The sequence below is a fragment of the Rahnella sp. EDr1-12 genome (assembly GCF_049206505.1).
GTDB classification, from domain to species: domain Bacteria; phylum Pseudomonadota; class Gammaproteobacteria; order Enterobacterales; family Enterobacteriaceae; genus Rahnella; species Rahnella rivi.
The window spans coordinates 256043-277329 of sequence record NZ_JBLZNY010000001.1 but is presented as its reverse complement, the minus strand read 5'-3'; the positions used below and the strand labels follow the sequence as shown (position 1 = coordinate 277329).

The window sequence follows — 21287 nt, the reverse complement described above, 5'->3', positions numbered from 1 at the left end:
ACCGGACACAGGATCTGCCTTGGGTAAAACAAGGGTACTCAGCTGACGAAGGCGAAGACGGCAATCAAAACGCCTTAACCAGCATTCCGGTCTGCGGTTGTTGCTGAGGATTTCTCAGCGCCGCGTCGAAAGATTTTTCAACCTCTTTCAACTGTTGTAAGAATTCTTGCGGCGAGAAGTCGTGCGGTTTGCTGCTCATATAAGCCAGGGCCAGTTCTTTGGCGTTGTAACGCTGAAAGTTATACATGCTGTTCCTTATTCATCTCAGAGATTATTAATGGGATGGCTAACAGCAAGCTGGTGTACTCAAACGTCCTGCCACTGCTTACGACGTGCTGCCAATGCAATGCATTCTACGGAAAAGATTGATAAGTAAAAGCTGGTGCTGTTTATGCATTTGATAGCTGAAACCTAACTCATCACGGTTTTTTGCTTGCACATCCCAATAGTCTTTTCTGGTGATTAATTCATCAGGCCATTATCTCTGCGGAGGAAAGCCTTCATCCTGCTCAGAGAGAAAATTTCTTTGCCAGTCATGCTGTTAATGTGAATTAAAAGGGTGGGCGCGGGCCGCCTGCTGGGGTAGGCTGAAGGGAGTCATTCACATCTCAATGGTCTACGAAAAGAGGTTTTTAACATGAGTAAATTTATCTTCTCTTCGCCAAGAAAGTACGTTCAGGGAAGCGGTGTGCTGGATGAGTTAGGGGATTACCTGCCGGCGCTCGGCGGGAAATCTTTCCTGATTGCTGATGACGTGGTCTGGGGCATTATCGGCGAGCGCGTGAAAGCATCGCTGAGCGCCGCACAGGTCGAATTTCATTATGAACGTTTCAACGGCGAAGCTTCTGCCAGTGAAATCAACCGTCTGGCGGCCATTGCCCGCGAAGCGGGCACGCAGGTGGTGGTCGGTCTTGGGGGCGGCAAAACCCTCGATACGGTAAAAGCCATCGCGGATGAACTGAAACAAAACGTGGTGATTGTGCCGACGGTGGCCTCAACCGATGCGCCGTGCAGTGCGCTGTCAGTGATTTACACCGACGAAGGCGTGTTCGAATCCTACCGTTTCTACAACAAAAACCCGGATCTGGTGCTGGTCGATACCCAGGTGTGCGCCCAGGCGCCGGTGCGGTTGTTTGCCTCCGGGATTGCAGACGGTCTGGCGACGTTTGTGGAAGCGCAGGCGGTGCTGCGCTCGCACTCTCACTCGATGGTAGGCGGTGACCCGACTATCGCCGGGATGGCGATTGCTGAAGCCTGTGAAAAAACGCTGCTGACCTACGGTTACAGCGCCTATACCGCCGTTGAGCAAAAACTGGTGACGCCAGCCGTCGAAGCGGTGGTGGAAGCCAATACGCTGTTGTCCGGTCTGGGCTTTGAAAACGCCGGTCTGGCGGGTGCTCATGCGATCCACAACGGATTCACCGCGATTTCCGGCGACATTCATCACCTGACGCACGGTGAGAAAGTCGCCTACGGTACGCTGACGCAAATGGTGCTTGAGCAGCGCCCTGACGAAGAGATCGCCAAATACGTGCGCTTCTACCGTTCCATCAAAATGCCTACCACGCTCAAAGAGATGCACCTGGAAAATGAAACCTTTGCCAGCCTGGTAAAAGTGGGGGCACTGGCGAACGGCGAGGGCGATACGCTGGGCAACCTGAATCCGCATCTGTCGGCAGAAGACGTTGCCAGCGCCATTCTGGCGGTCGATGCGTTCAGCAAGTCTGTGAAGTAAATAGTAAGTCCTCCCCTGCGCGGGCAGGACATTTCAGAACCGCGCCATCGCCCACGGCAGTACCACAGGCAGTTGCGACAGCAGATACAGCACCAGCCCGATAAACGCGCCAACCAGCGTGCCGTTGATGCGGATAAACTGTAAATCCTTACCGATGTTCAGCTCGATTTGCCGCGACATATCACGCGGATCCCAGCCTTTGACCGTATCGCTGATGTGGCGGGTGAGGAAGGTGGCGAAATCCGGCGCGAGTTTACCGGCGATGGTTTCCATTTGCAGATTCAGCGACGCCCGCAGTTTTTCATCTTGTGCCAACGCATTTCCCAGCCACTGGCCGGATTCGGTGACTTTGACAAACACCCGCGAATCCTCGCTTTCTAAATCCTCCTTCAGCCAGTTACGCATGTCGCCCCACAGTTGCAGCACGTAGGCGTTCAGCTTCTCGTCATCTTTCAGGTACTGCTTAATTTCTTCGGCTTTCTGCGCCGTCGCCGGATCGTTTTGCAGCTTCCAGATAAAACTCTGCACCGAGCGGTCAAAGCCTTTGCGGAAGGCGTGGGTTTTATCGTTGCCCATATCGTCGAGCACCGAATTCACCGCATTGGACACCATATCCGCGCCGTTGCGTCCCAGCCAGCCGGTGGGCAGCAGTTTGGCCGTCAGCGGATGTTCACGCTTCATCCAGCCGACGATTTGCGCCGAAATAAACTGCCGTGTGCTGTCCTTTGCCAGCAACACTTCCAGCTGATCCATGGCCTGATCGAGCAACTCCTGATGGCGGCCATTTCGGGTCAGGCTTTCCAGCAGCGTGGCGATGGACGACGAGAGATCGATTTTGTCGATCACCCGGTACAACGCGCGGCGAATCAGCTGCGCGATGCGCTGATCGTCAGTGACATCCAGAAAACCGCGGATCATTTTAATGGCGTAGCGGGCAAAACGTTGGGCGTTGTCCGGTGCGTTCAGCCAGTCGGTCAGCATCCGCGCCGGATCGTGCTGGCGGATAAGGTTTATCAGCGTGGCGGGTGCGAGGAATTTTTCCTGCACGAACACCGCCAGATTGTCGGCGATCTTGTCTTTATTTCGCGGGATGATCGCCGTATGTGTGGAAACAAACGGCACTGGTACTCTGCGGAACAGCGCCACCACGGCGAACCAGTCGGCCATTGCGCCGACCATAGCGGCTTCGGAAATGGCTTTCAGCCCGGAAACCCAGAAATTGGGTGGCAGAAAAAGGGTGATCACAAACAGGGCCGCAGCAATCAGCAGCAGCCCCAGCGCGTTACGTTTACTTCGGCGAAGTTCTTGTTCTTTATCCATGGCCCCAGTTTAGGAAGCCAAAAGCAGGCTGTCAGCTTTTTTCTCCGTGGCGAAGAGAGTTGATAAAATGAGAATTATTCTTGATATGAGACAATGTCTCATTAAACTGCCTGCAATCAGGTTTCTGGCATTCACAATGAGAGCATTTCATGGAGTTGTTACGCGTCGTTTTTAAGCAGTATCGCTGGCCGTTTTTAGGCGTCATGTTGCTGAGCCTGCTCAGCGCCATTCTGGGCATTGGCCTGATCGCGTTTATCAATCTTAAACTGATAGAAACAACCCATGCTTCCCTGATGGTCTTACCGCAATTTCTCGGCTTATTGCTTCTGCTGATGGTGGTGACCCTCGGTTCACAACTGGCGCTGACGATTCTCGGTCACCATTTTATTTACCGTCTGCGCGGCCAGTTCATCAAACGTATTTTAGATACCGACATCGAGCGCATTGAACAAATCGGCAACGCGCAGCTGCTGGCCAGTCTGGGCAGCGATATCCGTAATATCACCCTGGCATTTGTCCGCCTGCCGGAGCTGGTGCAGGGGATTATCCTGACCCTCGGCTGCGCCGCGTATCTGGCCTGGCTGTCACCGGAAATGCTGCTGGTAACCGTCATCTGGCTGGTGATCACCATTGTCGGTGGTTTCAAACTGGTGTCGCACGTTTACAGCCATCTGGCGAAAGTGCGTGAAGCGGAAGACAAACTGCAAACTGACTATCAGAAAGTCATCGAAGGGCGCAAAGAGCTGGCGCTTAACCGCGAACGGGCGCGCCATCTGTTTGACGATGTTTACCGCAAAGATGCCGAGGAGTACCGCTACCACATTATCCGTGCCGATACCTTTCACCTGAGCGCCGTGAACTGGTCGAATATCATGATGCTGGGGGCGATCGGGCTGGTCTTCTTTATGGCAAACACGCTGGGCTGGTCAAATACCGATGTCGCCGCGACTTATTCCCTGACGCTGCTGTTCCTGCGCACGCCGATGCTGCAGGCGGTGGGCGCGTTGCCGACGCTGCTCAGCGCACAGGTGGCCTTTGGCAAACTGAAAGCCCTGAAACTGGCGCAATACCAGGAGGACTTTACGCCGCCGGTGGTGACGACTCGCTGGCAGACGCTCGAACTGTGCGATCTGGTGTTCAGCTATGAAGGCAAAGAAGATCATGCCGGTTTTGGCATCGGGCCGCTGAACCTGACCATCACCCGTGGCGAACTGGTGTTCCTGATTGGCGGCAACGGCAGCGGAAAGTCTACCCTGGCGATGCTTCTGACCGGGCTTTATCACCCGCGCGGCGGGCAAATATTGCTCGACGGCGTTGCGGTTACCGCGCAGAACGCGGAGCAATACCGGCAGATCTTCTCGGCAGTATTCACCGATTTCCATCTGTTTGGTCAGCTGATGGGGCCGCAGGGGGAGGCACCCGATCCGCAGGTGGTGGAAGACTGGCTGCAACGCCTGAAAATGAAAGAAAAACTTCAGTTCAGCGGCAACGAAGTGACCAATCTGCAACTCTCCGCAGGGCAGCGTAAGCGCGTGGCGCTGCTGCTGGCGGCGGCTGAGGGGCGCGATTTTCTGTTACTGGATGAATGGGCTGCCGATCAGGATCCGCAATTTCGGCGGACGTTTTATCGCGAACTTCTGCCGCAACTGCGTGACATGGGCAAAACCGTACTGGCAATCAGCCACGATGATCACTATTTTGAACACGCCGATCGTCTGCTGGAAATGCGACAGGGTAAACTTAAAGAGCTGCACGGGCAGGAGCGCGCTGACGCCAGCCGCGATGCGGTCGCACAAATCGGTCTTTAAGCGACGTTTTTCGAGATAAAGGAACAGTCATGAACTGGAACGAAGTGATGGTGTGGGGCATCACCGGTGTGGTGCTGGCGTCGGTGCTCAGCCTGTTACATAAAAAGGGCAAACTGGGCCGCGTGCCCGGCATCATCCTGTTTGTCGTGCTGATTGTGGGGGGCGCAATAGTGTGGGGCGGGGTGATTAAGCCGCGCGTCATGGGCGAAAGCGAAGAGCAGAAAATCGACAGCGCGCTCGCAGAACTGCCGCTGTATGGCACCATCAGAACACAGGAACCGGCGCTGTATGCGCAGATCCGCCGCGATATTTTGCAGATGAAGAAGGAAGGGAAACCGCAGCAGGAAGCCATTGACACCGTGAAACCGAGGGTGTCTGAGCTGCTCTCTGCGCGCATTGTTCATGCGCCGGATGCGGCGGTGAATGCGGCGATGCAGGTCAATCTCGAAGAGATGCAGACCCTGCTGGCGCGCAAAGACGGCTCCTGCTTTAAGTTTCTCTATCCGCAGGTGAGCGGCGGGGTGAACACCGCGCAGGTGCTGCCGCCGGAGCTGTTCCGCAAAGATCTGAGTACCATGAACGATTTACTGCTGGCGACCGGGCCTGGGCAGACCGATCTGCCGGTGGCGGTGAGCACCGAAAAAGTCATCCTGATGATGGCGCCGGTGCGCGAAGCGCTGGGAAATATGTACGGCGATCAGTTGCAAATGTTCAGCGACCTGACCAAGCCGGATGTCGATCGCGAAAAAGTGTGTGAGATTTCCATCAGCCTCTATTCCGGCATTCTGGCGCTTCAGCCCGCCGATTCGGCGGCGATCCTGCGCCAGATGCTGGGTAAACCCAACTGATCCCCACGGACGGTACGCGCCCGCGTGCTGTCCGTGAAGATACTGATTCAGACAAACAGACAATCCCTACTACTTTTCCGACTAAGAACAGGTATTCTTAGCCGGAAATTCATAAAACAATAATTTACCGAACTTCCGGAATCCTTTTTCTATGCAAAAATTGTTAAGAATGCCGCTGTTGCTGGCATTGTTGTCATGTCTGCTGATGACCCCCGCGCTGAGTCAGGCCGATGAAGCCACCGGCCAGCCGGACGCCCAGCAGCCGGTGAAAGTCAACGCCACCACGGCGTTACCTGCGCTGCAAAAACGTCTGGATCAGCTCAAGCAGCAGGTGTCGGCAGCGAAAACCGATAAGAAATTTACCGGCCTCAACGACGGCGCGCAAAAGCTGGCCGAAGACGCTGACAAACTGGCCGTGGCGCTGGCACCGCAGCTGGAAGAAGTGCAGGCGCAACTCGACGTTCTCGGCCCCGCGCCGGCGGCGGGGACGCTGACTGAAACGCCTCAGGTGGTCAGCCAGCGTAATAAACTCAACAACAGCAAAACGTTGCTGACTACCCAGATTGAACAAACCAAAGGTATTGCGACCGGTGCGCGAAATCTGTCCTCGCAGATTTCCGGGATGCGCCGTGACGCGCTGAAAACTCAAATCGCGCTCAATACCGGCAGTATTCTCGGCAGCAATTTCTGGTCACCGCTGATCACACCAAATGAAGACGATGCCGCGCGCTTTGACGATTTTGGCTCGCAGGTCAGCGATGCCTGGACGCAGGCGTGGAGCCCGGACTGGCGCGTCGGCACGGGCATTTATCTGCTGCTGGCGCTGTTGATTGGCGTGTTTGGCCGGAAAACGCTGGATCGCCCGATGAACTGGATACTGCCGCGCTGGTTGCCGCAGGGGCGTTTTCGCCGCAGTTTCCTGGCCTGTTTCACCACCCTGAGCACCACCTTTACGCTGGGCATCAGCGTTCAGTTGCTCGGTTTTATCTTCACCCGCCTGCCGGACACCTCGCAGTGGGTGAATGAATTTGCTGAACAACTGGTTGAACTGACCTATTTCTCGGCGGTGATCGCCGGTCTGGGTATCGCGTTACTGTCTAACGGCCATCCGTCGTGGCGTTTACCGGGGATCGCTGATCCGCTGGCGAAAACGCTGGCGTCATTCCCGGTGCTGCTGGCGGGCTTTATTTTCCTGTTCGGCATTATCGAACAGCTGAACAATCTGGTCGGCGCGAGCATCGCCGCCACGCTGTTTGGCAATGGTCTGGCGGCGTTGCTGGTGGCGCTCAACTGCCTGATTGCGCCGCTTCGCGTTAACCGTATGCGCCGTAAAATGCGCGCCGACGGTGAACAGACCGAAGCGCGCTCTACGCTGGCGGGGCTTATCCATCTGGTGATCAGCCTGACGGCCTTCGTCATTCTGATCGCCTTGCTGATTGGCTATATTCCGCTGGCGCGTTTTGTCACCTTCGAACTGTTGTGGATCGGTCTGGTGGTTTGCAGCCTGTATCTGCTGATTCACTTCTGGGTCGATCTGTGTGAAAGCGTGTTTTCGGCGACCACACACAGCGGCAAAATCCTGAAAGGCACGCTGAGCGTCAACGATCGTCACCTGTCGCTGGCAGCGACACTGTGCTCGGCGCTCGGTAAAACAGCGCTGTTGCTGATGGCTGCCGTCGCGTTGCTTAACGGGACGTTCGGCACCACCACGCCGCTGGAATTGCTGAGTAAAATTGTCGACATGTGGGGCGGTAAAGGCCTCGAAAGCCTGAACATTATTCCGGCGCACGCGGTCAATGCGGTGCTGTGTCTGGTGGTGGGCTGGTACGTGCTGCGCTCCGCCAAGCGCTGGCTGGACAACGATTTCCTGCCAAAAACCATGATGGATCGCGGCATGCGCGCCTCGCTGGTGACGCTGTTCACCAACGTGGGCTATGTGCTGATCATCATGCTGACGCTGTCATCGCTGGGCATTGAGTGGAACAAACTGGCGTGGATCGTCAGCGCCTTGTCGGTCGGTATTGGTTTCGGTTTACAGGAGATCGTGAAGAACTTTATCTCCGGTCTGATCCTGCTGACGGAACGTCCGGTCAAAGTGGGGGATTTGATCAGCATCAGCGGTGTGGAAGGGGATATTCGCCGCATCAACGTTCGCGCCACCGAAATTCAGCTCAGTGATAAATCCACGGTGATTGTGCCGAATTCCCAGCTGATTTCGCAGAACGTGCGTAACGCCACCATGGGTAACGCGCAGGGCGTAGCGACCATTGTCCTGACTTTCCCGCTGGACATTGACCCCGAGCAGGTACGCACGCTGTTACTTGACGCCTACAACCTGCACGAAGCGATTCTGGAAAACCCGCCGCCGTCCGTCAGCTTTAAAGAACTGGGGCCGACCGGCATCGTGCTGAGCGTCACCGGTTACGTCAACAGCCCGCGCATGGTAGGCGGAACGCGCAGCGACCTGCTGTACGAAATCCTCAAGATGCTGCGCGCTGCCGAAATCAGCCTCAGCCAGACCCAGACCATGGTGTTGGAACAGCCGCTGGCGCGGATTGCGGCGGCAGAAGAATCCTCATAGGGAGAGGGGGCTTATTAAGGTCAACTTCAAGGTCAACTTCAAGGTCGTGGGCGCCGGCCCACACCGGGTTAAGGGGCGTAAACGCGCCTCTTAACAATCCGGCGTTTTTTTAACTGCGCGCTGTCGCTCGCTGGCTATGTTTCAGGTACTCCTGCTATTGCCGCAAACGCCGCCGCTGCGCGGTTCTCTCATTTCAGGTTCGGACCCGCTCGGAAAAACACCCTCGCGGTTTCTCACCGTTCATTCGACGTCGTTTTGAGCGCGGCCATAGGCTTCTTAAAGCACAACCTCACCGTTTTCGACTTTATAAATCAAAAATAAATCAAAAAATTAAGTCTCAATAATCATCTGAATTACATAGCCATTGGCCGCACTCAAAAATCATCTGAATTACATAGCCATTGGCCGCACTCAAAAATCATTTGAATTACATAGCCATTGGCCGCGCTCAAAAATCACGCCGAAGGGAGTGGTGGAAAACCGCGCATGTTTTTGCGCGGGTTGTAACCCGACCGGAGGGCACCGCGAAGCGGCGGGATTTTGCGGCAATTGGAGGAGTTTCTGAAACATAGCCCGCGAGCGGCAGCGCGCAGTAAAAAGACGCGGGAGATCCAAGAGGGGCCCGTCCTGGCCCCTTTTGGGCGGTTTCGGCGACAGCCGCTGAGCGATCACAGCACGTGAGAAACCGAAACTTTCACCAGGCCCCAAAAGGTCGGGTTACAACTCGTGAAATAGCCGTAGCAACAAAACATAGCCCGCGAGCGGCAGCGCGCAGTAAAAAGACGCGGGAGATCCAAGAGGGGCCCGTCCTGGCCCCTTTTGGGCGGTTTCGGCGCAGCGCGTTAAGTGATCACCGCACGTAAGAAACCGAAACTTTCTCGATCAAACTAAATGATTACTCGCAATTCAGCGACTTAATCGCCCCCTTCCTGTGAAGTAACAAATACACCGCCGGGATCACCAGCATCGAAAGCAGTGGCGCGCTGACCATGCCGCCGATCATCGGGGCGGCGATGCGTTGCATCACTTCCGAGCCGGTGCCGCCGCCCCACATGATCGGCAGTAAACCCGCCATAATGGTGGCGACGGTCATGGCTTTTGGCCGTACGCGCAGCACCGCGCCGTGGTGAATCGCGTCGCACAGCTGGGCTTCAGTCATCTCCTCACCGGTGTTCTGCTGGCGCTGCACCGCCTGATTCAGATACAGCACCATGATCACCCCAAACTCCGCCGCCACGCCGGCCAGCGCGATAAAACCGACGGCAGCGGCGACCGACAGATTGTAGCTGAGCAGGTACAACAGCCAGATACCGCCGGTCAGGGCGAAGGGCAGCGTCGCCATGATCAATAGCGCATCCCGCACGCTGCTAAACGTGACGTACAACAGCACGAAGATGATCAGCAGCGTCACCGGCAGCACGATTTTCAGTTTTGCCGTGGCGCGTTCCAGATATTCAAATTGCCCCGACCAGCTCACCGTGACGCCTTCCGGTAATGTCACCTGCTGATTCACCGCCCGCTGCATCTCTTCGACGGCAGATTTCAAATCGCGGCCGCGCAAATCCACATAAATCCAGTCCGACAGACGCGCGTTCTCGCTTTTCAGCATCGGCGGGCCGTCGGTGACCGTGACTGATGCCAGCGCCGACAGCGGCACCTGCGCGCCGGAGGCGGTCAGCACCGGCAAATCGCGCAGCGCCTGCACGTTATCGCGTAACTCGCGCGGATAGCGCAGGCTGACGGGATACCGCTCGCGGCCTTCCAGGGTTTCACCGATGTTTTCACCGCCCACCAGTGTGGAAATTAGCGACTGCAACTCCGTCACCGTGACACCGTAACGTGCTGCCTCCCGGCGGTTGATGGCAATATCGACATAGCGGCCACCTTCCAGGCGCTCAGCCAACGCCGAGGTGACGCCCGGCACGGTTTTGACAATGTGCTCAATCTGCTGCGCAACCGCTTCGATTTGCGCAATATTATTGCCATTCACTTTGATGCCCACCGGGCTTTTGATGCCGGTACCCAGCATATCCAGCCGGTTACGGATCGGCGGCACCCAGACGTTGGCGATGCCGGGCAGTTTCACCGCGTTATCCAGCTCGGTGATGATTTTGTCCGGCGTCATGCCAGGCCGCCACTGGTCACGGGGTTTAAAGCGGATGGTGGTTTCAATCATGGTCAGCGGTGCAGGGTCGGTGGCGCTGTCTGCCCGTCCGGCTTTGCCAAATACGCTGGCGACTTCCGGCACGGTTTTGATCAGGCGATCGGTTTGCTGCAACAGCCGCGCCGCTTCGCGGGCGGAAATCCCCGGCAGCGTGGAGGGCATGTACAGCAAATCCCCTTCATCCAGCGCGGGCATAAATTCGCTGCCCAGCTTTGCCAGCGGATACAGCGACACCAGCAGAAACAGGCCGCTGAATAACAGCGTGGTTTTCGGACGTTTCAGCACCGCGGAAAGCACCGGCTGATAGGCGGCGATAAGCCAGCGGTTTACCGGGCTGGCATTTTCATCCGGGATTTTCCCGCGAATAAAATACCCCATCAGCACCGGCACCAGCGTGATGCCCAGCCCCGCGGAAACCGCCATCGCATAGGTTTTGGTGAATGCCAGCGGCGAGAACATCCGGCCCTCCTGCGCCTCCAGTGAAAACACCGGAATAAACGACAGGGTGATGATCAGCAAACTGCAAAACAGCGCCGGGCCGACTTCCGTTGCCGCACGTTCAGACACCGTCCAGTAATCTGCGGAGGTCGGTTGCTGCCCCGGATGATCGTGCCGCCATTGTTCCAGCACTTTGTGCATATTCTCGATCATCACAATCGCCGCATCGACCATCGCCCCGATGGCAATGGCGATCCCGCCGAGTGACATAATATTGGCGCTGACCCCCTGATAGTGCATGACGATAAACGCGCCGAGAATGCCGAGCGGCAGGGTGATGATCGCCACCAGCGCCGAGCGGAAGTGAAACAGAAACAGGGCGCAGACCACCGCCACTACCGCGAATTCTTCGAGCAATTTATGTGACAACGTCACGATGGCCCGCTCAATCAGCGGCTGGCGGTCATACACCGGCACGATCTCCACGCCCGCCGGAAGGGTACGGGCCAGCGCATTCAGGCGCACTTTCACCGCTTTCAGCGTTTCCAGCGCATTCTTGCCCGAGCGCATCACAATCACGCCGCCGGCCACTTCGCCTTCACCGTTCAGCTCCGCCACGCCGCGCCGCAGTTCGGGGCCGGTGCGCACGGTGGCGACGTCAGAAATTAACACCGGAATGCCGTTGCTGGCCGTCACCACCACGTTGTTGAAATCCTCCAGGCTTTTCAGATAACCGGAGGTGCGCACCATGTATTCGGCTTCGCCCATTTCCAGCAGTGAGCCGCTGCTTTCCTGATTGGCACTTTGTAATGCTGTCACCAGTTGCTGATGCGTCACCCCACGGGCGCGCATCCGCTGCGGATCGGCCACCACCTGATACTGGCGCACCATGCCGCCAATACTGGCGACCTCGGCCACATCCGGCACGGTTTTCAGATCATAACGCAGCGTCCAGTCCTGCAGGGCGCGCAGCTGTTCGAGGCTGTGTTTGCCGGTTTTATCCACCAGCGCGTATTCGTAAATCCAGCCGACGCCGGTGGCATCCGGCCCCAGCGAGGCTTTGGCCCCCGGCGGCAGCGTGGACTGCACCTGACTGAGGTATTCCAGCACCCGTGAACGCGCCCAGTAGGGATCGGTGCCGTCGTCAAACAGCACGTACACGTAAGCATCGCCGAACATCGAAAAGCCGCGCACGGTTTTCGCGCCCGGAACGGAGAGCAGCGTCGTGGTAAGCGGATAGGTCACCTGATCTTCAATAATTTGCGGCGCTTTGCCGGGGTAACTGACGCGCACAATCACCTGCACGTCCGAGAGATCCGGCAGGGCGTCGAGCGGTGCTTTCTGCAATGACCAGATACCCCAGGCGGCCATGATCAGCGCGGCCAGCAACACCAGCAGCCGGTTTTTTAGCGACCAGCGGATCACGGTGGCAATCATAAATCACCTCCGTGCTGATGCGCTTTTGCCGGCGCGGCTGCCGCGGGCAGTGCGCTGCGCAGGCTGGCTTCGGAATCAATGAGGAATTGCCCGGAGGTCACCACAGACTGACCTTCTTCCAGGCCGGAAAGCACCTGCGTCCAGCCATCACGCGTCGCGCCGGTCGTCACTGCCTGCGCCGTGAAATGCCCATTGCCGTCGTCGAGCAAAACCGTATTGCGGCTGCCGGTCTGGATCAGCGCTTCCTGCGGGATCGCCAGAACCGGAGCCTGTGACACGGCGTCCAGCGCCATCGTCAGGTACATACCAGGGCGCAGTTTATGTTGCGAATTGTCCATCACCACGCGGGCTTTCAGCGTGCGGCTGACGGCGTCTACGTCCGGCAACAGTTCGCTGATGGTGCCGTGGAACAGCTCGCCGGGCTGGCTGTCGGCGCTGGCGGTGACCTTGCTCCCTGTCTGGATCTGACTGGCGGCGGAGGGAGGATAATCGATCACAATCCATACCTGTTGCAGGCTGGTCAGTTCGAACAGCGGCTGCGTGGCGCTGACCTGCGCGCCTTCGCGTACCGCAAGCTGGCTGAGATAGCCGTCCACCGGCGAAATCACGTCGATACGGGTTTGCGGCTGACCGGTTTTCTCGACGCGGCGCAGTACGTCCTCGGGCATAAACTGTAAGGCCAGACGCTGACGGGCGGCGGCGCTCAGGCTGCGGTCACCCAGCTGGCGTACGGCCAGATATTCCTGCTGCGCGGCGGTCCAGTCAGGGATCCACAGCGTCGCCAGTTTCTGGCCTTTTTTCACCTGCTGCTGGCTGGCGGCAACGTAGAGTTTTTCCACCAGACCGGCGGCGCGGGCAGAGACGGTGCGCAGGCTGCGCTCATCGGCGGCGACCGTGCCGTAAAGGTTAAGCGGGGCCGAGAGGGTCCGCCGCTGCACTGTCTCGCTGCGCATCCCCAGATTTTGCTGCTGGCGGGCGCTGACCGTCACGCCACCGTCGTCTTCCACGTCACCGGCGTAACGCGGCAACAGATCCATATCCATAAAGGGGGATTTTCCGGGTTTGTCAAAACGCTGATCCGGCGTCATCGGATCGTACCAGTACAGCACCTTGCGTGCGGCGGGCGCGTCAGAAACCTGCGTTTGCGCGGGGACGCTGTGGCGTCCGGCAAGGTAACCGGCGGCCAGAGCGGCCAGAATGGCGACGGCCAGCAGGCTGTAAGTTTTCGCGGATGTCATTGAAGATCCTCCTGTGGCGCGAGATAGCGCAGGGCGATCCAGAAACGGGCGGCTTCCAGTTCGGCGTTACGCCCGGCCAGCTGGCTGTCGAGCAGGCTGAGGCGCGCGCCGAGTACATCATTCAGGCTGCTTTTCCCGGCGCGATACTGCGCCTGGATCACGCCAATACGCTGCTGTTGCAGCGGAATGACATCTTTCACCTGCCGTTGCCACAGCGTGACGGCGGCCTGATATTGCGTCACCAGCGTGTTCAGCTGCGCCTGATGATCCCGCGTCAGCTGTGCCAGCCGGTCGTTGCTTTCCAGGGCTATTGATTGGTCGGCGGCATGATCTTTGTCCTGTCGCGAGGCGGTAAACAGCGGTAAATCGACGGTAAACATGATGCCTGCCATGTCGTCATAATCGTCGGCACGGTGGGCGTAATACACTTCGACACCCACGTCGGGCAGCGCGGCAATCGCCGATTCGGAGGATTTGGACTGCGCGACTTCCGCCTCGCGCCGCGCCTGCAGAATTTCCGGGTGCAGGCTGACGCTGTCTGCCTGCTGCGCGCTGGCGGGCAACGCACTGACCGCAGGCACCTCACCACGGATGTCAGGGTGATCGATGCCGGTCAGCTGACTCAGACGGGTGCGCGCCAGCTCAACGTCACGTTTCGCCTGGGTGAGTGTGTCCTGCATGGCAATCAGGGTCAGACGGGCGTCGAGCACTGAGGCAGGCAGGGCGCTGCCGCTGCTGACGCCGCCGTGCTGTACACCAATCTGCCGCTCACTTTCTGCCACCAGCGAGCCGGCCTGGCCGACGTTCTGCTCGCCTATCGCCAGCGCCATCCAGGCCAGCGCGGTGTCACGTTGCAGCCGGGCGCGGATACTTTGGGTGCCCGCCGCCACCTGCCGCGATTCGGCGCGCAGGGTGTCGGCCTTACGCTCGCGTTTCGTGCTGCTGACGTAATCCTGCATGATGCCGATGCGCTGCATGGTCATGCCTTCACGGGTAAAGCGGCGAGTGTTATTGCCACCGACCGGCAGGTTCTCAATGCCGAATTTCAGCTTCGGATCCGGCAACTGCATGGCGGCGTCTGCGCGGTTATCCAGCGCGTTGATCTGGTGGCGGCTGGCTGAAAGCTCAGCGGAATATTCCTGCGCGGCAACCAGCGCCTGCGGCAGGGAAACGGGTGTGGCAAAGGCGCAGACCGGCATAAAAGCCAGCAGCCAGTGCCACGTCACCCGAAGGCGACGCGGTAAAGTCAGCATGTGCAATTCCCCTGTCAGCGTGTCAGCGGCGTCAGTGTCTGCAACTGATACGCAGACTCAGTTTTGACGAAGCTGAAGACAACCGGTGTTCCGGCGGGCAGGGCGTTGGCGGTGATCTGCGGCGGCAGACGGAAGTTCATGGTCATGGCGGGCCATTTCAGTGCAGGAATGGCGTGATGGGAAATCCCCACGCGGTCGGCCTGCCACTGAGTGATGATGCCTTCGGATTGATAGACCGTGGCGTCTTGTTGCATCGCCTTATGATCGTGACCGGCGGGCATGACATCCGCGAAGGAATAAACGGAAATAAAGAAAAGACTAACAGAGAATAAATTAAATAAAGCGCGCATGGGAAATACTCCAATACTGTCATAAAGGAAAGTTGCCATTAATCTGGCCGGGTAATTTCATTTAATTTCGGATGCGGAAAAACATCCGTGACAGCAGGGCGCTATTCTCTGTATCGGCAAAACCGGACTTCGGCGGGAGGAGCGATAACCGGCGGGGCAGTCCAGTCCGCCGTGGTGACGGCGGCGCTGGCATCGACGGTGATCAGGGCTAACGTCTGAGCGACCGGCACGGCCAGCAGCGGCACGGTGCCGTTATCAGACGAGGTTCTTTCCGGGACGCAATGCTTCTCGCACAACACCGACTGACTCTGCATATGCGCTTGTGTATCAGGCATTTGCATGAACTGGTTGTGTTGCATTTGGGTATTTTCCACCGGCGGACGCAGGTCACACGGGTGGCTGGCGAGCGCCAGCTGAGCGTTCAGTATCAGCCAGCATAACGCGAACAGCAACGCACTGACCCGCTTGCCTGGCAAGCGTAGTGAATGCATAAACTGTGAAATCGCGAAGCGAACTGACATAGAAATACTATTTCCGGCGGGAAAGATGCGAATGAGTATATAAGTATTCTTCGCAGGCAGGGAAGCGAAAATAGATAAAAGCGGAAGTTAACGCATGAGAAAGGGATAATAAGGCGAATAACACCGGAAAGTGTTATTCGCATGTAACTGTTATGCATTAATCAGGTAATAGATTATAACCAGCCGGACTTTTTCAACTTCCAGTATAACCATACACAACCGACAAACGTCACGCCGAGCGTCACCGGATAACCCCACCAGTCATCCAGTTCCGGCATGTTTTTGAAGTTCATGCCGTACAGACTGAACACCACCGTCGGGATCGCCAGAATCGCCCCCCAGCCCGCCAGCCGTTGCACCACTTCATTCTGATGCACTGACACCAGCGCCAGATTCACATGCATGGCGTTGGAAAGCATTTCGCGCATGTCATCGGTGGTTTTGATCACCTGATTGGCGTGATCCTGCACGTCGCGGATATACGCGCGCAGGCCCTTCGGCACCAGCTCTTCGTAGTGGTGGCTGAGCTGATTACAGATATCTTCCATCGGCACGGCGGCGTTGCGCAGCGACAGCAAATCGCGGCGCAGTTTATACACCTGCTGCACCGCCTGCTGATTGAAAGTGTTCTGGAACATCAGCTTTTCGATGGCATCGAACTGTTCGGTGTACTGATGCAGGATTTCCAGATAGTTATCGACCACGGAATCAAGCACGCAGTACAGCGCATACGCCGGGCCTTTACTGAGCATATCCGGGCGTTCTTCCGCGTGTTTACGGATTTCTTTATAACTCGATGACGCGCCATGACGGACGGTGATCAGGAAGTTCTTGCCCAGAAACAGGTGCGTTTCGCCGTACTCAATGCTCTCTTTCACCTTCTGCGCGGTGTGCACCACAATAAACAGCGACTCGCCGTACTGTTCTATTTTTGGCCGCTGATGGGCGGTCAGCGCATCTTCAATGGCCAGATCATGCAGGCCGAATTCTTCCTGAATGCTGCGCATGTAGCTGTCTTCCGGCTGCCACAGCCCGAGCCAGACAAAGGTATCCGGTTCTTTGAGCACTTCGCTGATGTCTTCGACCGTGACGTCCTGCAAACGCTGACCGTCGCGGTAAGCCACGCTGTTGATCACTGAATCGCAGCTGGGTTTTTTATCTTCTGTTGCAATGTCGTTCATGCTGCGGTTATTCCCCGGCGGTCGTTTTTACTTTTACGTCCGGCGTAGCAGCCGGGCCAAATACCGTGTAGGTCGGTAATTCCACATTCTGATACGGTTCCCAGCCGCCGCCCAGCGCTTTATACAATGAAACCAGATCGGTGCTGGTTTTCACTCTGGCTTCGGCAGATTGCTGGTGTGCCTGTGCCAGCTGGCGCTGGGCATCCAGCACGTTGATAAAGGTGGACAGCCCCTGACGATAGCTGTCGCTCGCCAGATCAAACGCGGTCTGCAAGGCTTCGGTCGTCTGATCCAGCCCGCTGACCTGATCCTGATCGGTGCGGTAGTTCACCAGCGCGTTATCCACATCCTGAAGCGCTGTCAGCACCGTCTGGCGATAATTGAGCGCCGCATTGGCCTGTTGCGCGCGGGAAAGGTGCACGCTCGACACCAGCCGACCGCCCTGGAAAATGGGCACGGTGACCGACGGGCCGATGGAGTAAAAGTGGCTGCTCCAGTTGTCGAGATAGCTGGCATCGGTGTTGCGCATCCCGAACTGGCCGGTGAGCGAGATGCTCGGGAACAGTTGCGCGACGGACACGCCGATATTAGCGGTGGCGGCATGGAGATCGGCTTCGGCTTTGCGCACGTCAGGACGTCGACGGGCAAGCTGCGACGGCACGCCCACCGGCACGGCGGCGGGCAGGGCAGGCATCGGTTTGACGGCGGCCAGTTCGTTATCCAGCGAGCCCGGCGTCTGACCGAGTAACACCGCCAGGCCGTTCATCGCCTGACGTTCCTGTGCCTGATACTGCGGCAACTGGGCGCGCAGGGAACCTAACTGCGCACGGGCATTTTCCACATCCAGCTGCGGCGACAGCCCGTTTTGCTGCCGGTTCTGCGTCAGGCTCAGCGTCTGCAGAGCGACGTCGATTTGCGTCTGAATCGATGCCGTGATGCTTTGGGCACCGCGCAGTTGCAGATAAGCACGCGCGACTTCGGCTTCCAGCGACACTAACGCATCGTTGCGCTGTTCGACGGAAGACTGGGTCTGGGCGTTAGCGGCTTCCACCTGACGGCGCGTGCCGCCAAACAAATCCAGCTCCCAGCTGGCATCGAAGCTGCCCTGATACAAATCCACCGGGCGCGTGGCGGTGTCGATGGCCCCGGAGGCCTGCGGGCTGAGATCGTTTAACTGATCAGACGCGCCGCTCGATTCAAGTATCCCTTTCAGGCCGAGCTGCTGGCGGGTCACTTTCGCGTTGCCCTGCACCGAAGGCAGCCAGGCGCCCTGGGCCTGTTTCACCTGTTCGCGCGCACCGGCAATGCGCAGCACTGCCTGCTGCAACGAGATATTGCCGGCGATGGCACGGGTGACCAGGCTGTCGAGCTGGGGATCGTTAAAGGCTTTCCACCATAACGGATTCGGCTCCGAAGGCAGGGCAATCGACGCCCCGTCTTTGTCTTTCGGCGGGGTCATATCGTTGAATGCCCCCGGCGTGGCCGTCTGAGGTTTCTGATAATCAGGGCCGACGGAGCAGGCGGCTAATACCAGCGTTAAGGTCGAGAGTGTCAGAAAACGGACACCGGAATGCGGATGACCCGGCGTAGAGCTTATCTTTTTCAACTTAATGTGCTCCGGCATTACCTTCGCTCTTCACAGGCGAAAGCAGGAAACAAAATGGAATCAAAATAACGGCGACGATGGCGCAATAGCCGAACACATCGATGTAAGCCAGAATGCGCGATTGCGACACCATCTCCTGATACATCCGCGCGGTGGCAAGCTGCATCGGGTCGCCCAAAACGTGGGCGAAATCACGGATGGCGGCGGCGCTTTTGGTCACGGCCTGATTAAACTGTTCGTTGAGCGGCGACATGTTGTGCACCATATGCGCGCTGTGCGCCTGCGTTCGCTCGGTCACCCCGGCGGTCGCCAGAGAGATCCCGATCGATCCGGCCACGTTACGGAACATGGTAAACAGCGCGGCGGCATCGGCGTTCATGCGTTGCGGAATGGTAATAAACGCGATAGTGGTGAGCGGCACAAACAGGAAGCCGAGGCCGATCGACTGCGCACTGCGGAACATCACCAGTGTTTCGAAATCAACGTTTGGCGTCAGCCTTGCCGAATAGAGGAAGGACGCGGCCAGCAGGAAGAAGCCGAAAGCGATAATGTAACGGGTCTGAATAATCGGCATCAGCTTGAGCACCAGCGGGATCGACAGCACGATCAGTATCGCACCGGGCGACATCACCAGCCCGGAGAGCGTGGCGGTGTAACCCAGTTGCTGCTGCGCCAGCTGCGGGATAACCACCGAGCTGCCGTACAGAATCATCGCCATACCGGCCATCAGCAGGCCCGCCACCGCGAAGTTTTTGTCCTTCAGGCAGCGTAAATCCACCACCGGTTTTTTCGCGTACAGCAGCCAGTAAATCGCCCCGACAATACCGGTTGCTGCCAGCACCGCGAAGGTGACGATAAAGCCGGATTTGAACCAGTCATCGTCTTCACCGCGGTCCATCATCACCTGCAAACAGCCCAGCCCCAGCGCGATAAGCCCGATACCGATGTAATCAATACTCAGTTTGCCTTTGGCTTTACGCTCCCACGGCGGATCTTCCAGCAGCTGATAAATCGCCAGCAGGGCAATGATCCCGACAGGGATGTTGATCAAAAACACCCAGCGCCAGCTGAAATGGTCCGTGATGTAACCGCCAAGCGTCGGGCCGATGACCGGTGCCACGATGATGGCAATGGACGACAGGCCAAAGGCTTTGCCGCGATCGGCGGGTTTGAAGTAATCGAGCAGCACCGACTGCTGAATCGGCTGTAAACCCCCGCCGAAGAAGCCCTGCAGGATGCGGAACAGAATCATCTGCCACAGTTCGGTGGCGATACCGCACAGGAAAGAACAGACGGTGAACATGCCGATACAGATCAGGAAGTAAGTTTTACGTCCCATCACGCGGCTGAGGAAGGCGGAAATCGGCAGCACAATGCCGTTGGCGACCAGATACGAGGTCAGCACCCAGGTGGATTCGTCGTAGCTGGAAGAGAGCGAGCCGGCGACGTGCGGCAGCGCCACGTTGACGATCGTGGTGTCCAGAATTTCCATGAACACCGCGATGGTGACAACGGCAGCAACCGCCCAGGGATTGGCCTTGGGTTTCCAGTAACTGCGGTCTTCGTTCATTCTACGGTCACCGTCGGCTCAACCGACAGGCCGAGCGGCAGAGGTTGTTTCGGATCCAGACCGCTGTCGATCACGATCTTGACCGGAACGCGTTGCACAATTTTCACGTAGTTACCGGTGGCGTTTTCTGCCGGGAAAGCGGAGAAGCGTGAACCGGTGCCTTGCTGAACGCTGTCCACATGGCCCTGCAATTTGATATCAGGATAAGCATCCACGGTGATCTCAACTTTGTTACCCGGACGCATCCGCTCAAGCTGAGATTCTTTAAAGTTAGCGGCGATCCAGATGTCTTTCGACACCACGGAGAACAGCGAAGAACCGGCCTGCACCAGCGTGCCGATCTGCACGTTACGCTTGGTGACATAGCCGTCAAATGGCGCGCGAACCTGCGCATAAGACAGATTCAGCGTGGCGCTTTCCAGCTGGGCTTTCGCCTGTTCAACCTGCTGCTGACGGGCTTCTACGTTGGTTTCGGCCTGACGAATTTGCAGCTGAACCTGTGCCGCCACCTGAACCTGCGCTTTGGCATTTTCTAAATCAGCCGCGGCGGAGCGAACCTGCGCGCTGGAAGAGTCGATGTTTTGTTGCGTTGTGGCGCGGGGATCCACGCCACGCTGACGGCGGAAATCGGCGGTGGCATTCATCAGGCTGGCTTCGGCACGGGTTTGCTGCGCTTTGGCCTGGGCGAGCTGCGCCGGATACTGCACTTTCGCCAGATCAAACTGCACCTGCGCCTGATGCAACTGAGCCACGGCCAGCCCGAGCTGCGCCTGTGCCTGATCGCGTTGCGCGGTGGCGTCACGCGGATCGATTTCGACCAGCAAATCGCCTTTCTTAACGAACTGGTTATCTTTCACTGACAGGCTGGTGACGTAACCGGCAATTTTCGGCGCAATGGTCACCGCATCGCCTTCGATAAAGGCGTCATCTGTGTTGACCTGATCTTTGGTCATCAGCCACCAGATCAGGGCGACCACCACCATCACAACCACCACAATACCCAGAATAATCAGAGGCTTCTTGCCGGGGCCTTTGCCTTTTTCGTCGGCGTCATCCTTGTCTTCTTTCTTATCTTCCGGGTCCGGACTGTGTCCTTCTCCCGATTTAATCTGGCTGGAATCAAGTTCTGTGTGTGCGTCATCCGACGCGGAAGGCTGTGGCTTGTTGTCGTTTGTCATAATGCTCTTCTGATTATCGGCGTTTGTGGCCGGAACAAAGAAATCTTGTTTTAACCTAG

At 57.6% G+C, this 21287-nt stretch carries 15 protein-coding genes; 4 read left to right on the top strand and 11 right to left on the bottom strand.

What is annotated here, in order from left to right; all coding sequences use genetic code 11:
• Positions 1–64: 64 nt before the first annotated feature.
• Entirely contained in the window at positions 65–247 is a 183-nt protein-coding gene (locus ACO0U8_RS01130) for a hypothetical protein (protein ID WP_056780449.1), read from the bottom strand.
• A 390-nt stretch (positions 248–637) separates the two neighbouring features.
• On the opposite strand from ACO0U8_RS01130, the gene ACO0U8_RS01125 reads away from it, so the two are divergent.
• The gene (locus tag ACO0U8_RS01125; RefSeq protein ID WP_122095444.1) at positions 638–1735 is read left to right on the top strand and encodes a glycerol dehydrogenase; all 1098 of its coding nucleotides are present in this window, start codon (positions 638–640) and stop codon (positions 1733–1735) included.
• A gap of 33 nt (positions 1736–1768) precedes the next feature.
• On the opposite strand, the gene ACO0U8_RS01120 is transcribed toward ACO0U8_RS01125, so the two are convergent.
• Complete coding sequence (locus tag ACO0U8_RS01120; RefSeq protein WP_056780443.1) at positions 1769–3055, bottom strand: DUF445 domain-containing protein; 1287 nt, start codon at positions 3053–3055, stop codon at positions 1769–1771.
• A 149-nt stretch (positions 3056–3204) separates the two neighbouring features.
• On the opposite strand from ACO0U8_RS01120, the gene ACO0U8_RS01115 reads away from it, so the two are divergent.
• From ACO0U8_RS01115 to ACO0U8_RS01105, 3 genes are all read left to right on the top strand, one after another.
• Complete coding sequence (locus tag ACO0U8_RS01115; protein ID WP_421670117.1) at positions 3205–4863, top strand: multidrug ABC transporter permease/ATP-binding protein; 1659 nt, start codon at positions 3205–3207, stop codon at positions 4861–4863.
• A gap of 29 nt (positions 4864–4892) precedes the next feature.
• Positions 4893–5711, top strand: a complete 819-nt coding sequence (locus ACO0U8_RS01110) for a hypothetical protein (protein WP_421670116.1) — start codon at positions 4893–4895, stop codon at positions 5709–5711.
• Between the two features lie 151 nt (positions 5712–5862).
• The gene (locus ACO0U8_RS01105; protein WP_056780435.1) at positions 5863–8292 is read left to right on the top strand and encodes a DUF3772 domain-containing protein; all 2430 of its coding nucleotides are present in this window, start codon (positions 5863–5865) and stop codon (positions 8290–8292) included.
• A gap of 895 nt (positions 8293–9187) precedes the next feature.
• Here ACO0U8_RS01105 and ACO0U8_RS01100 read toward each other — a convergent pair.
• From ACO0U8_RS01100 to ACO0U8_RS01060, 9 genes are all read right to left on the bottom strand, one after another.
• On the bottom strand, positions 9188–12331 hold the full coding sequence (locus ACO0U8_RS01100) for an efflux RND transporter permease subunit (protein WP_421670115.1): 3144 nt from the start codon (positions 12329–12331) through the stop codon (positions 9188–9190).
• A complete protein-coding gene (locus tag ACO0U8_RS01095; protein WP_421670114.1) occupies positions 12328–13569 on the bottom strand; it encodes an efflux RND transporter periplasmic adaptor subunit in 1242 nt (413 codons plus the stop codon). The genes ACO0U8_RS01100 and ACO0U8_RS01095 overlap by 4 nt, the downstream gene beginning before the upstream one ends.
• Complete coding sequence (locus ACO0U8_RS01090) at positions 13566–14822, bottom strand: TolC family protein (RefSeq protein ID WP_421670113.1); 1257 nt, start codon at positions 14820–14822, stop codon at positions 13566–13568. The genes ACO0U8_RS01095 and ACO0U8_RS01090 overlap by 4 nt, the downstream gene beginning before the upstream one ends.
• 14 nt (positions 14823–14836) lie before the next feature.
• Entirely contained in the window at positions 14837–15172 is a 336-nt protein-coding gene (locus ACO0U8_RS01085; RefSeq protein ID WP_421670112.1) for a copper-binding protein, read from the bottom strand.
• A gap of 101 nt (positions 15173–15273) precedes the next feature.
• A complete protein-coding gene (locus ACO0U8_RS01080; RefSeq protein WP_136376915.1) occupies positions 15274–15693 on the bottom strand; it encodes a hypothetical protein in 420 nt (139 codons plus the stop codon).
• A gap of 173 nt (positions 15694–15866) precedes the next feature.
• Positions 15867–16874, bottom strand: a complete 1008-nt coding sequence (gene corA, locus ACO0U8_RS01075) for a magnesium/cobalt transporter CorA (protein WP_056780417.1) — start codon at positions 16872–16874, stop codon at positions 15867–15869.
• A 7-nt stretch (positions 16875–16881) separates the two neighbouring features.
• Positions 16882–18498, bottom strand: a complete 1617-nt coding sequence (locus ACO0U8_RS01070) for an efflux transporter outer membrane subunit (RefSeq protein WP_421670111.1) — start codon at positions 18496–18498, stop codon at positions 16882–16884.
• Positions 18482–20050, bottom strand: coding sequence for a DHA2 family efflux MFS transporter permease subunit (locus ACO0U8_RS01065; protein ID WP_056780411.1), 1569 nt, complete (start codon positions 20048–20050; stop codon positions 18482–18484). Before ACO0U8_RS01065 ends, ACO0U8_RS01070 begins: the two co-directional genes overlap by 17 nt.
• Positions 20047–21228, bottom strand: coding sequence for an HlyD family secretion protein (locus ACO0U8_RS01060; protein WP_136377300.1), 1182 nt, complete (start codon positions 21226–21228; stop codon positions 20047–20049). Before ACO0U8_RS01060 ends, ACO0U8_RS01065 begins: the two co-directional genes overlap by 4 nt.
• Between the last annotated feature and the right edge of the window lie 59 nt (positions 21229–21287).

Excerpts from the sequence above, each read along its gene's own strand:
- ACO0U8_RS01120 (WP_056780443.1), bottom strand. The coding sequence starts at position 3,055 with ATGGATAAAGAACAAGAACTTCGCCGAAGTAAACGTAACGCGCTGGGG.
- ACO0U8_RS01065 (WP_056780411.1), bottom strand. The coding sequence starts at position 20,050 with ATGAACGAAGACCGCAGTTACTGGAAACCCAAGGCCAATCCCTGGGCG.
- corA (WP_056780417.1), bottom strand. The coding sequence starts at position 16,874 with ATGAACGACATTGCAACAGAAGATAAAAAACCCAGCTGCGATTCAGTG.
- ACO0U8_RS01060 (WP_136377300.1), bottom strand. The coding sequence starts at position 21,228 with ATGACAAACGACAACAAGCCACAGCCTTCCGCGTCGGATGACGCACAC.
- ACO0U8_RS01125 (WP_122095444.1), top strand. The coding sequence starts at position 638 with ATGAGTAAATTTATCTTCTCTTCGCCAAGAAAGTACGTTCAGGGAAGC.
- ACO0U8_RS01130 (WP_056780449.1), bottom strand. The coding sequence starts at position 247 with ATGTATAACTTTCAGCGTTACAACGCCAAAGAACTGGCCCTGGCTTAT.
- ACO0U8_RS01110 (WP_421670116.1), top strand. The coding sequence starts at position 4,893 with ATGAACTGGAACGAAGTGATGGTGTGGGGCATCACCGGTGTGGTGCTG.
- ACO0U8_RS01080 (WP_136376915.1), bottom strand. The coding sequence starts at position 15,693 with ATGTCAGTTCGCTTCGCGATTTCACAGTTTATGCATTCACTACGCTTG.
- ACO0U8_RS01095 (WP_421670114.1), bottom strand. The coding sequence starts at position 13,569 with ATGACATCCGCGAAAACTTACAGCCTGCTGGCCGTCGCCATTCTGGCC.
- ACO0U8_RS01105 (WP_056780435.1), top strand. The coding sequence starts at position 5,863 with ATGCAAAAATTGTTAAGAATGCCGCTGTTGCTGGCATTGTTGTCATGT.
- ACO0U8_RS01100 (WP_421670115.1), bottom strand. The coding sequence starts at position 12,331 with ATGATTGCCACCGTGATCCGCTGGTCGCTAAAAAACCGGCTGCTGGTG.
- ACO0U8_RS01070 (WP_421670111.1), bottom strand. The coding sequence starts at position 18,498 with ATGCCGGAGCACATTAAGTTGAAAAAGATAAGCTCTACGCCGGGTCAT.
- ACO0U8_RS01115 (WP_421670117.1), top strand. The coding sequence starts at position 3,205 with ATGGAGTTGTTACGCGTCGTTTTTAAGCAGTATCGCTGGCCGTTTTTA.
- ACO0U8_RS01085 (WP_421670112.1), bottom strand. The coding sequence starts at position 15,172 with ATGCGCGCTTTATTTAATTTATTCTCTGTTAGTCTTTTCTTTATTTCC.
- ACO0U8_RS01090 (WP_421670113.1), bottom strand. The coding sequence starts at position 14,822 with ATGCTGACTTTACCGCGTCGCCTTCGGGTGACGTGGCACTGGCTGCTG.